10 protein-coding genes are annotated in these 12,645 nt (G+C 42.5%); 5 read left to right on the forward strand and 5 right to left on the reverse strand.

What is annotated here, in order from left to right:
• Window positions 1-40 precede the first annotated feature (40 nt).
• The 3 genes from abgT to PSF28_RS12735 form a co-directional block, all read right to left on the reverse strand.
• A complete protein-coding gene (abgT, locus tag PSF28_RS12725; RefSeq protein WP_272666045.1) occupies window positions 41-1,567 on the reverse strand; it encodes a p-aminobenzoyl-glutamate transporter in 1,527 nt (508 codons plus the stop codon).
• Window positions 1,568-1,645: 78 nt separating this feature from the next.
• The gene (locus PSF28_RS12730; RefSeq protein ID WP_272685159.1) at window positions 1,646-3,094 is read right to left on the reverse strand and encodes a M20 family metallopeptidase; all 1,449 of its coding nucleotides are present in this window, start codon (window positions 3,092-3,094) and stop codon (window positions 1,646-1,648) included.
• Window positions 3,087-4,409, reverse strand: coding sequence for a M20 family metallo-hydrolase (locus tag PSF28_RS12735; RefSeq protein WP_210837937.1), 1,323 nt, complete (start codon window positions 4,407-4,409; stop codon window positions 3,087-3,089). The genes PSF28_RS12730 and PSF28_RS12735 overlap by 8 nt, the downstream gene beginning before the upstream one ends.
• Window positions 4,410-4,674: 265 nt before the next feature.
• Here PSF28_RS12735 and PSF28_RS12740 point away from each other — a divergent pair, with 265 nt between their 5' ends.
• The 4 genes from PSF28_RS12740 to fabY all read left to right on the forward strand — a co-directional run bounded on the left by PSF28_RS12740 (window position 4,675) and on the right by fabY (window position 7,818).
• Entirely contained in the window at window positions 4,675-5,589 is a 915-nt protein-coding gene (locus PSF28_RS12740; protein ID WP_210837939.1) for a LysR family transcriptional regulator, read from the forward strand.
• A gap of 177 nt (window positions 5,590-5,766) precedes the next feature.
• Window positions 5,767-6,381: a glucose-1-phosphatase gene (gene yihX, locus PSF28_RS12745; protein WP_210837940.1), complete on the forward strand. Its 615-nt coding sequence runs from the start codon at window positions 5,767-5,769 to the stop codon at window positions 6,379-6,381.
• Window positions 6,382-6,442: 61 nt separating this feature from the next.
• Window positions 6,443-6,880: a D-aminoacyl-tRNA deacylase gene (gene dtd / locus PSF28_RS12750; protein ID WP_004266092.1), complete on the forward strand. Its 438-nt coding sequence runs from the start codon at window positions 6,443-6,445 to the stop codon at window positions 6,878-6,880.
• Between the two features lie 23 nt (window positions 6,881-6,903).
• Window positions 6,904-7,818 carry a fatty acid biosynthesis protein FabY gene (gene fabY / locus PSF28_RS12755; RefSeq protein ID WP_210837942.1) on the forward strand — a complete coding sequence of 305 codons (915 nt, stop codon included), beginning with the start codon at window positions 6,904-6,906 and terminating at the stop codon, window positions 7,816-7,818.
• Between the two features lie 79 nt (window positions 7,819-7,897).
• Here fabY and PSF28_RS12760 read toward each other — a convergent pair whose 3' ends face one another.
• Complete coding sequence (locus tag PSF28_RS12760; RefSeq protein WP_210837944.1) at window positions 7,898-9,652, reverse strand: AsmA family protein; 1,755 nt, start codon at window positions 9,650-9,652, stop codon at window positions 7,898-7,900.
• A gap of 126 nt (window positions 9,653-9,778) precedes the next feature.
• A complete protein-coding gene (locus PSF28_RS12765; RefSeq protein ID WP_004266089.1) occupies window positions 9,779-11,167 on the reverse strand; it encodes a uracil-xanthine permease family protein in 1,389 nt (462 codons plus the stop codon).
• Between the two features lie 235 nt (window positions 11,168-11,402).
• Between PSF28_RS12765 and gltS the strand changes: the two genes are divergently transcribed.
• Complete coding sequence (gene gltS / locus PSF28_RS12770; protein WP_210837946.1) at window positions 11,403-12,617, forward strand: sodium/glutamate symporter; 1,215 nt, start codon at window positions 11,403-11,405, stop codon at window positions 12,615-12,617.
• Window positions 12,618-12,645 lie beyond the last annotated feature (28 nt).

The following is a 12,645-nucleotide window of genomic DNA, read 5'->3' on the forward strand; positions in this document are numbered from 1 at the left end:
TAAATTAGACAGTGAAAAGGCGCCTATAAGGCGCCTTTTTTTATGGGTTAAGTTGTGGGTAAACCCCTGGACCAATCGGCAGCCCAGCAAAGTACCAACCAACAAGCAATAGCATCCAAACAATAAAAAATACAATGGGATATGGCAATATTAGGGTGTAATAAGTTCCTAGTTGAGCATTTTTGTAATAGCGCTGTAAAAAGCCTAAGAATAGAGGTAGGAAAGGAGACATAGGCGCTAAGGGTAATACGGCCGAGTCTGCGATACGAAAGACGATTTGTGCAAAGGCAGGGTGAAAACCCAGTAACACAAACATCGGTACAAATATGGGGGCAAGAATCGACCAAATTGCCGAGCCACTGGCGATAAACATACACAAAAATGCCGATAAGAACATTAAACCGATAAAGGCAGGAACTCCTGTCATTCCAAGGTTTTCAAGCAAATCGGTTAAGCCAATTGCCATAAATTTTCCCATGTTACTCCAGTTAAAGAACGCCACAAACTGAGACAATGGGAAAACCATCACAATGAAGCCTGCCATGCTCTTCATTGGGTCAACTAATAAGTCTGGGATATCATTTGGCTTTTTGATTTGTTTGGTTGATACACCATAGGTAATGGAAACGACGAAAAAGAAAATAATAATGACAGGAACGATACCCTTGATAAACGGCGAAGGGATTACGGTATCCGTCACCGGATCACGCAGTGGTGCACCTTCTGGGGCAACCATGAGCGCAACTAAACCGATAAAGATTAATGCAGACAAGCCACTCATCAATAACCCACGGTTTTGAATTGGTGTCAATTCTTCGAGTCGGTCATGTGACGTGCCTTCCCATACGGGTAAGCGGGGTTCTATAAATTTGTCTGTCAGTAGCGCACCTGCAATGGTCAACACGATCACGGATGTTGCCATAAAGTACCAGTTATCGATAACGCTGACATGTAGATTTGGGTCAATCATTGCGGCGGCTTCTGTACTGATCCCCGATAACAGCACATCAGTAGTAACAATCAATAAATTGGCGGTGAAACCAGATGCGACCCCTGCGATTGCCGCGAGTAGGCCAGCAACAGGATGGCGGCCTACAGCAATAAAAATCAGAGCACCTAATGGTGGCATAACAACCAGTGCAGCATCTGAAGAAATATGGCTGAAAAATGCGATAAACAGCACCATATAGCTGGCGTAACGCTTATTTATTCCTGAGGCCATTTTGTACATTAAGGCTTGGAGTAAACCGACTTTTTCGGCTAAACCTGCACCGATAACTAACGCAAGAATGGCACCAAGTGGGGCAAAGCTACTAAAATTTCTAACGATATTAGGTAAAATCCATTGCAATCCTTCCACGCTTAATAAGTTTTTGACGCTGACCATCTCATCATTGGCGGGGTTTTTAACGGATAAATCAAACCAAGATAATACTGCCGTCGCAATCATCAGAACGGCGATTAAATAAACAAATAAAATAAATGGATTTGGGATTTTGTTTCCCACGCGTTCTATCCAGCGAAAAATTGCCCCGGGGCTTTTGTGCACAGTTGTTGAGTCGCTCATAGGATATCCTTGTGTCTATCTTCATTGTTATTGTTATGACTTATGGGCGGGTAACCCCCGCCAGTATTAAGTAACTACTTATTTTAATTTTGAAGGCTTAATATCTTTGGGAATAGGACACTGATAAGGGGTAATTTGTCTTTGCTGTGTAAACTCAGCTTTTGCTTGTGCTAATAAATCGGGCTTCAAGAACAACTCAAGGGCACTAGAGGCCATGATTTTGCCTGCAAGTAACATCCCTTTGTGCGCAATTGAAGTACGCCCCTGTGCGACTAATTGCCAAGTATGCAGTGCGGTTCCAAAGGCAAAGCATGGGCTAAAACATTGAACAGTAGGGGCAACCCAGCTGACATCACCTACGTCTGTCGATCCATACATCAATTCTTTCGACTCAACGTAGGGTAGAACTTCATCGGTGAGGGATTTATTACCTTGTCTCTCGCTCCAGCGTTCTCCTTCTTCACCGCCGCTACGTGCTGCATTCAGTTTTGCATTGCGGATATCGTCTTTGGTTAGCGTGTTATGGATTTGCTGAGCAAATTCGCGCTCTTCCTTGGAATATTCAGGAATACCAAATGTCGTAATATGGTTGAACATGGCATGTTCTAATGTCCGATTTGGGACATAATTTGAGCAGGCTTTATCGAGACGGATTTCTAGTTGCGTTCCTGTCATAAGCGCTGCGCCTTCTGCTATCTTAATGACGCGTTGGTAGATGTCTTGCGCTTGGTCGAGTTGTGGTGCTCGCACAAGGTAAAGTGCTTCAGCATCTGCTTGGACGACATTGGGCGAAGCGCCACCTGTGTTGGTCACTGCGTAGTGAACTCGGGCCTCTTGAATAATATGCTCTCGTAAAAACTGCACACCGACATTCATTAATGTAACCGCATCTAAAGCACTACGCCCTAAGTGAGGTGAATTAGCCGCGTGCGATGCAATCCCTTTGAAGCGAAATGCGGTTTGAATATTGGCGAGGGATTGTACATTGAATACACCACTGAAAGATTCAGGGTGCCATGTTATCGCTGCATCAATATCATCGAATAAACCTTCCCTAACCATAAATGTCTTACCAGAACCCCCTTCTTCCCCAGGGCAGCCATAGAAACGTACAGTTCCTGATAATTTATTGCTTTCTAACCATGCTTTAACCGCAAAGGCTGCCGATAACGCGGCCGTACCTAATAAGTTATGCCCACATCCGTGGCCATTTCCATTTTCAATAAGTGGGTTAGGCTCACAACAAGCCGAATGCTGGCTTAACCCGGCAAGGGCATCAAATTCACCAAGTAACGCAATCACTGGAGAGCCGGAACCGTAGCTGGCAATAAAAGCAGTTTCAATATTGCCAACACCTCTTTCGACGTGAAAACCTTCTTGCTCTAAGGAATCAGCGAGTAGGTTGGCGGAATAGGTTTCTTCAAATCGCGTTTCTGGGTGATCCCAAATATCATCACTGAGTTTGGTGAATTGTTGACGGTGCTTTTCAATATAATCACTAATAAAGGCGGTAAACTGATTATCCATTTTGCTCTCCGAATTCAGGTAAATGAAAGGCAATTGTGGACAGTGTTTTGACCGCAGTTGTCATGACATCTTCATTAAAATCAAAGCGTTCATTATGGTGTCCGGCACTGAGTTCAGTACCAAAAATCATGTAAGTTGCTTGGCCGCCAAGCGTTTTAACTCGCTCCATAAAGTAGGTCGCATCCTCAGAACCAGCGGCTTGTGCACGGTCTTTGACGACTGAGGTGAATTCAGGCAGGTACTCTTTTGCTAAGTGACAAATAAAATCAACCCATTGCGGGCTGGGATGGCTACTTTGTGCAGCTCCCATTAATTGGATATCTACAGACACGTCTTGCATTTGAGCTGCACCTTTAACGATATCTAACGCTTTCTTGTAGACAAACTCATTGATCTCATTCGTTTCGCCTCGGGTCTCAACCTTTAATAGCGCATGATCAGGGATAACATTACGACCAATACCGGCTTTTAAAACCCCGACATTGACTCTAGAACTACCTTCGCTATGGCGAGGTATTCCATACAAACCTAAAGTAGCATGTGTCGCGGCAAGTAAGGCATTCTTCCCATCTTCTGGTTTTGCCCCCGAATGTGCAGCAACTCCTTGGTAAACCACATCAAATTTAGTGGTGGCTAAAAAGTTTTTACTACCACAAACAACTTCACCTTTAGGGACCCCCGTTCCAATATGAATAGCCACAAAGAAATCAACATCATCAACAACCCCTGCCTCCATCATAGATTTGGCTCCACGGGTGCCTTCTTCAGCAGGTTGGAAAATCACTTTGATACGACCAGAAAGACGTGATTCATATTGTTTGAGAACATGTGCGAGACCTAACCCAATAGCGGTATGACCATCATGGCCACAGGCGTGCATCATGTGTTGGTTACAAGATGCAAAACCTTCATTATGCGGGCGGTGTTGGCACGTATGTTCTTCATTTAAATCAAGGGCGTCCATATCGACACGGAATGCCAGCGTTGGGCCCGGGCGACCGGTATCTAGCGTAGCGACGATACCTGTAAACCCGCCAGAGAAATGAGGAAGCCACTGAGTAAGAGCTCCTTGTTTAATTGCTCTCTCTTCCTGTTCTGCTAATTTTGATTGTGCAGGAAGACCCATTCGAGCGTCAGCCTTGATCACTTCTTGCCCGAGTTGTAATTGATAACCGAGCTGGCTGAGTTCTTCTGCTACCAAGGTTGCGGTACGGAATTCAAACCAGCCAGATTCCGCATATTGGTGAAAATCACGTCGCCATGCCTGCAACTGTTTGGCCATCTCATTGATAGTGTTATCTAAATCAGTATCCATTTTTTATCTCTTTTAGTTATCGCAAGAAAAATAAATTCTGTTATTTTGAATGATGAGAAAGTTATGTTTATTGAAATAAAATTTTGTTTAATATTTCAAAACAACCTTATTTGAACGTTAATTTTATTTTTATATTTAAAAATTCTTTTAATGTTCCAAATGTTAATTATTTGTTTCTTGGTTATCTGACTCTACACAATCAAATTAGGATAAAAAAGATACGATTATCTTTAGCTATATAACTAAAAGTTATCGGGGTATGGGCATGGCTCCACCAATAAAATTGAATCAGCTCAGAGCATTTGTTGAGGTTAGCCGGCATGGTAGTATTCGTGCTGCAAGCCGCTTTTTACAGTTATCACAACCTGCATTAACTAAATCGATTCGCGAATTAGAAAGTATTTTGGGGGCAAAATTATTTATTCGAAGCAATCAGGGGATTTATTTAACAGAGTGTGGCGAAGGCTTTTTACGTCGAGCCAGTTTAATTCTTGAAGAACTCCGTGCAGGGCAAGAAGAAATTTTACAACGCATTGGTTTGATTGGCGGAACAGTAAGTATTGGGGTGGCGGGGAGCATAGCTCGTTCATTGATGCCAAAAGTCGTAACGCAGTTTCATCGTGACTACCCAAATATCAAATTACGCATTATGGAAGGTCAATTATTAACCATGTTGACACAGTTGCGGCAAGGGGAACTCGACTTCACGATCAACACTTATTACCCAGGCAGCTTAGATGCAGAGTTCAGTTTTGAACAATTAATGCAAAAAGAGTACAAGGTCATTATGCGCAAAGACCATCCTTTGTGCCATGCCAAGTCATTGAGTGAACTCGCTGATTGCGATTGGACAATGCCAACGCCGAGAGGAACCTACTATAAGCAACTTGCTGATGTTTTTTCGATGATGGAACGGCCCATGGTGTTTAGCGTAACTTGTGAGACGCTAATTGGCTGTTTAAGTTTGGTTGCCCAAAGTGATTTTCTTACCATAGTTTCTGTGGATACGATTGATGAGCCTTTATTCGAACAACGATATATCGCATTGGATTTAAAAGAAAAACTGCCTTATGCCACGTTTGCATTAGTACAACGCAGAGACGCGACATTAACACCTGCAGGAGAACATTTGGCTCGGTTATTTCGTATTTATTGTCGTAATAATGAGAATGCTATTTAGCATGATAAATCATAATATGATTACCTTTTATCATGGAATTGTTGATTATGGCTGTTTCCTTTGTCATTTGCTCAATCGATTAATTGACAAAATAACGTGAATTATCACTAATTAGGGCTGTTCAGTTGCCCGAATAATGATTAAAGTAAATTTAGTGAATAACAATGAGGAAAATTTATGCTGTATATCTTCGATATGGGTAATGTGATTATTGATATCGACTTTAATCGTGTATTTGATAAATGGTCTGAACTCAGTGGTACACCAAGTGAAGAAATCAAATCACGTTTTACTTTTGGTAATATCTTTCAATTACATGAGTGTGGAAAAATTTCAGACATCGAGTTTGCTGAGCTGCTTTGTGAAGAAATGGACATTACACTGAGCTTTGAAGACTTTGCTGAAGGCTGGCACGCTATTTTTATTTCGTTACGACCGGAAGTCATTGATATTATGGAACGCCTACGTGAACAAGGGCACCGAGTGGTCGTTTTATCGAATACTAATCGTCTACATCTCGACTATTGGCCAGCACACTACCCAGAAATTGCAGCTTCCTCCGACTTCTTATATCTGTCCCAAGACTTAGGCATGCGTAAGCCTGATCCTGAAATTTACAAATATGTACTGCAATCCGAAGAGTTTGATGCCGCAGATGCTATTTTCTTTGATGATGTCGAAGAAAATGTAAAAGCCGCAGAAGCCCTTGGTATTCGTAGTATTCATGTTGTGAATAAAGATACCATCCCTGAATATTTCCGCACTTACGATTTTAGTGCAGAAGTTGAATAACATCCTGATTTTATAGTGGGGCAACGGCTAACGTTGCTCCATCTTTTTGTAAAGAGTCATCATGATTGCATTAATCCAGAGAGTCACTCATGCGAGTGTGGTTGTTGATCAGAAAATAGTAGGGCAAATAAATGCTGGGCTGCTGGTTTTGCTTGGTGTTGAAAAAGATGATGATGAGCAGAAAGCTAAACGTTTGTGTGAAAAAGTATTAGGCTACCGTATTTTTAGTGATGAACAAGGGAAAATGAACCTCAATGTTCAACAAGCGGGTGGTAGCTTGCTGGTGGTCTCTCAATTTACTTTAGCAGCTGATACCAAAAAAGGTATGCGGCCTAGTTTTTCAGGGGGAGCAGAGCCTGAAAGAGCAGATACCTTGTATCAATACTTTGTTGAACAAAGTCGCCAACAAGGGGTTGAAACACAAACGGGTGAATTTGCCGCTGACATGCAAGTGAATTTAACCAATGATGGCCCTGTCACCTTCTGGCTACAAGTGTGAGCCCATTTTTAAAGGGGGAAGCGATGTACCATTTACGTACACCGAAAGACGATATTGAATTTGCAACTTATTACCATTTTCGCTGGGAAATGTTGCGAAAACCGTTTAATCAACCCCTAGGTTCAGAAAAAGATGGTTATGATTTAACTGCACACCATCAAATGGTTGTGGATGATAAAAACCGTATTCTTGCCATTGGTCGTTTGTATATTAATGCTGACAACGAAGGCGCTATTCGTTTCTTAGCCGTTAACCCGGCAATGCAGGGGAAAGGGCTCGGTAAATTGATTATCATGGCGCTGGAGTCTGTTGCGCGGCAAGAAGGGGTAAAACGCATTGTATCAAGCGTTCGTGAAGAAGCAGTTCCATTTTTCAATAAAATGGGGTTTGAAACTCGCGGGCAAGTAGCAGGGCAGCTAAAAACGCCAGTGCGCCATTACTTGATGATCAAACCCATTGAGACATTGGACCAAATTCTGCATCGTCCAGACTGGTGTGGTGAGTTACAACAAGCCTGGTATAAGTATATTCCATTGAGTGAGAAAATGGGGGTTCGAATCGACCAATACACAGGGACTCGTTTTATTACCACCATGCCAGAAGCGGGCAACCAAAACCCTCATGAAACGATATTTGCGGGCAGCCAATTTTCATTAGCTACCCTAACAGGATGGGGGCTGATTTGGTTATTAATGCAAGAACACCAGCTTGGTGGTGATATTGTGTTAGTCGATGCCAGTATTCGTTATGGTAAGCCAGTAAGCGGTAGGCCGACAGCAACCGCGGACTTAGCCAATATGAGCGGTGACCTTGATCGCTTAGCGCGAGGTAGCAAGGCGCGAGTAAAACTGAACGTCGAGGTTAGTAACCCTGATGGTAAAGTAGGTGCTGTATTCAGCGGTGTTTATATGGTGTTACCTGTAGAAACAGCCAAGTAAAGTTACCCATTGAATATTAAAAAAGAAAGGCAGATTCGATTGATCTGCCTTTTGTGTTTCTATGAATTGACCGTTTTTATTAATTGCTAAGTGCGGGGAGCGGTTCTGCCAAAGAAGGCTCAGTAGGCTGTAAATCGGTTTCGGACTCGACTGAAGAGGTGACAACCCCGTTCACAACAGTACGGAATAGGCGCTTACCTTGCAATGGTATGGCCATCAATTCCCCATTCAAACTTTTTTCCACTGATGGGGCGAGTAAATCACCTTGTAACGTTGCATCAAAGTCACCGATGACTTGAGCGGGGAAGCCTGCCCAACCCCATTGATTTAAATTGACGAGGTCAATATTAGAACCTGATGCTCTCAGTAAGAATGGAACTTTTTTCGGCTCTTGTTTTACCAGCAAGCCAATTTTACTGATGCCTTTATCAGTACTGACCGTTAAGCTCGCCGCCGCTGAGGATTTACCACTTTGGCGCACTTCAATAAATGGCCGTCGTACGAGAACTTGGTTGATTGTGCCGCTATCTGCAGTGAATGTTGCTTTGCCACTCCAAACCCCCCACTGTTTTTGTTTAATCAAATCAACATTTTCAATATTGCCGCTTAGTGCGGTCAACTCGAATGGAAACTGTGGCTGGATATTCATCAAAAGTGATTGAGAAAGAGAGAATTTTTTGATGTTTAAACCAGATAACCACGCTGGGGCTGGTTTTGCGAAGAAGGATAACCAATTTTCAGGCAAGGTGTATAAGATACCGGCTAGTTTACCTTCGTCAATGGTCAGTATTTGATCATTACGTTGCCAAGACCCACTGAGGTTAAAGACACCTTTATTATAGTAACCTGATAACTTATTGATATTAAGGTTGTCGCCGTTAATATTCAGCTCACCAATCAAGGTGCTCAGTTGCTGGTCTTTCACGACGAATTGGTCGACATTAAAGCTAATATTGCTTTTGGGACTAGTCCAGCTTCCTCTCACGAAGTTGAGTTGGTCAATTTCGGTACTTAGGCCAGAAAGTGCCCAATCCTTTCCTTGAATATCAACGTTAGTTAATTCTACCTGTTTGATCTGCAGTGATTTTTCACTCGTTATTGCATCAAACAGTGAATCGAAATCAACATTATTTTCCCAGCCGACTTTATTCATGGTGAGGGAGTCAACCATGATAGAGCCATCGCTAAGTACCTTCCCAGCACCCGCAATATAGCCATTATTTAAGTAGGCACTTGCTTGGCTTACTTCTGTTCCTTGCTGCTGTAATTTACCGGTAATGGCAATATTCTTGAAGGAAAGGCCATTGAATTTTAATTGGTTAGAGGTAAATCGAAAATCACCGTAACCAAAAGGGGATTTTTCGGCTGGTTTCCAAGGGGTAATTCCTCCCGTGAAGCCAGTGACTTGCACAGTATCGTTGTCTTTTTTAAGCGTAATTTGGCTATTTTCAAATTGCAAAATATTTGCAGAAATAGGGAACAGTACCGTATTTGGTAAGACGGTTGTCGATAATGTTCCTTGAGTGATAACTAAACGTTTGATAGCCGTACCGCTAAATAGGTTTTGCCAATTAACATCAATTACGACTTGTTGTGAATCTAAAGAGAGATCGCTGTTTTTAGACGTTAATTTAACATCTTGGAAAATGAATTCACCGGGGTTAGAAAACTCATGTCCCATAATTCCTACATCAATATCGTAGCCGGTAAATTTACTTAAAAATTGACTGGAGTAGGATGCACCCCAACGGGTTTGTAGCCCGATATAAGTAAAAATAAACAATAGCAGCAGTAACAAAAGTGCATAGGTAGTAAATTTGATTAACCATTTCACAGTTTACTGCTCCTTTGGTTTGTGGACGAATAGACACAGAAAGAAACCGTCTAATATAGCGACAATTTAAGGATAGCATACAGAAAAACCGCCAGAATGTTCAACACTGGCGGCTAGAATGAAAGATTATTTTTCGAGAGGGAAGACTAAATTCAGAACAATTGCAGTTAAACCACCCGCAGCAATCCCCGAAGAAAATAATGTTTTTAGCCAGTCAGGTGCGAATTGTAAAATCAAAGGTTGTTGTGAAACGCCCATACCCACTGCGAGAGAAAGGGCGATAATCATAATTGCACGGCGATTGAGTGGCTCGCGAGAGACTATCCTTACACCTGAAGCGGCGATGGTACCAAACATCACAATGGTTGCTCCGCCCAGCACAGGTTCGGGAATTTGTTGAACGAAGCCCGCAACGGCAGGGAACAACCCTAATAACACCAACATTAAAGCGACAATGTAGCCGACATAGCGGCTTGCCACCCCAGTTAATTGGATAACACCGTTGTTCTGCCCAAAGCAAGAGTTAGGGAAAGTATTAAATACCGCAGAAACCATTGAATTCAAACCATTGGCGAGTACGCCACCTTTAATTCGTTTCATGTATAAAGGGCCACGAACAGGTTGTTCTGATACGTCAGAAGTGGCGGTAATATCACCTATCGTTTCTAAAGAAGTCACCATAAAAATAAGAATTAATGGGATCAACAGGTTCCAGTCGAATGATAAGCCATAATAAAAAGGCTCAGGGACAGTAATAATTGGCTGATTGGCTTCCACGGGTTGCGCATTTGGCAACATATCCATCCACCAAGCGGCAAGGTAGCCAACCGCCATCGCGATGACGAGAGAAGCAACGCGCAAGTAAGGGTTTTTCTGGCGATTCAAGAGGATAATAACGGCTAATACAATCCCCGCTAAAATCAAGTAATCAGGGGAACCAAAAGTATTGTCACTAATAGCACCATAGCCACCACCAATGGACGTTAATCCCACTTGAATTAAGGACAATCCAATAATCATCACGACCACACCAGAAACCAGTGGTGTAATGACACGACGGGCTAGATGTAAAAAACGTGAAAGAATCACTTCGGTTAATGCGGCGACGAGTAAAGTACCAAACAAAGCTGCCATCATGGATGGGATATCAGCGCCACCTTGCTTGAGTGCAACGCCTCCCATAATTAAAGGTGCAACAAAGTTAAAACTGGTTCCTTGAATCGAAAGCAGGCCTGAGCCAATAGGGCCCCACGCGCGAATTTGAATTAAAGAGGCAATACCGGAGGCAAATAAAGACATACTGATGATGCGCTGAGTGTCGTGGGCTGGTAGCCCTAAAGCTTGGCAAATAAGCATTGCAGGGGTAATAACTGCGACAAACATCGCTAGAAGATGTTGCCCGGCAGCAAACAAGGCTTGCGGCAGCGGTGGGCGGTCTTCTAATTTGTAGATGAGTTCGCTTTGCGTTTGTGTGGTCGCTTCAGTAGTTTGTTTTTCAGACGTCGCAGTATTCATTGCCTTCATTTCTCGCCAACAAAAAACGCATTGTAATGCGAGGATTTTAAAAAGCAATCGTTTGCGCGTAAAAAATATTGATCAATGTTAAATAAGGCTGTCACATTTTTATATCTTTTAACTTGTATTTATAACAGTTTTTTTTTCTAATCCTATAACCTGCTTTTGGCGTTTTAAGGAAGAAATTAACGTCTTACTAGTTTTTGATAATTTTAACAACAGACGAGGTACGTGAATGTATCATCTCGATGTCTACGGTACACTGGTAGCAGCTACCTTAGTATTATTGCTTGGGCGTAAACTGGTCAAATCAGTCCCTTTTCTTGAAAAATATACCATCCCTGAACCCGTTGCGGGTGGGTTGTTAGTTGCTTTTAGTCTTTTATTGCTTAAACAATTATTTGACTGGAGCCTTTCTTTTGACTTATCACTGCAAGAACCTATGATGCTGGCATTTTTTGCCACAATTGGTCTTAATGCCAACCTTGCCAGCTTAAAGGCTGGTGGTAAGGCATTGTTTATCTTCATTTTTGTGGTTGTCGGTTTATTACTTGTCCAAAATACAGTAGGGATTGCTCTTGCTGAATTATTGGGATTAGACCCGCTTATGGGGCTGTTAGCTGGCTCAATTACCTTATCCGGTGGTCATGGGACTGGCGCGGCATGGGGGAAAATTTTCACTGAAAATTATGGTTTCCAAAGTGCAACAGAAGTTGCAATGGCTTGTGCTACATTTGGGCTAGTTCTTGGTGGTTTAATCGGTGGACCTGTTGCACGTTTCTTAACGCGAAATATTCCAACGCCTGGAACGGCTGAAGATGATAAAGACGTTCCAACTGCATTTGAAAAGCCGCAATCTGGGCGCATGATCACTTCAATGGTTTTAATTGAAACTATTGCACTGATCGCTATTTGCCTATTAGTGGGCAGCTTTATTGCAGGTCTGCTCGCTGACACGGTGTTCGCGTTACCTAAATTTGTGTGTGTATTATTTGTTGGGGTGATTTTAAGTAACAGTCTTTCGATTCTTGGCTTCTATCGCGTGTTTGACCGTGCCGTTTCTGTGATGGGGAACGTCAGCCTATCGTTATTCTTAGCGATGGCTTTGATGAGCTTGAAGTTATGGGAATTGGCGTCATTAGCAATCCCAATGATTGTTATTCTTGCAGTACAAGCCTGTGTGATGGCGGGATACGCTATTTTTGTCACTTTCCGTGTGATGGGCAAAAACTATGATGCTGCTATTTTAGCCGCAGGTCATTGTGGCTTTGGTCTTGGAGCTACACCAACAGCGATTGCGAATATGCAAGCAGTAACGGATAGGTTGGGTCCATCTCACCTTGCGTTCCTCGTGGTACCAATGGTTGGGGCATTCTTCATTGATATTGTTAATGCGATAGTCATTAAATTGTATTTAATGTTGCCAGTATTCCCAACGATTGCTGGGTAGTTTTTATTCAATAATAAATCAAGTAAAG

This window comes from Providencia sp. PROV130 (assembly GCF_028482225.1).
Lineage (GTDB): Bacteria > Pseudomonadota > Gammaproteobacteria > Enterobacterales > Enterobacteriaceae > Providencia > Providencia rettgeri.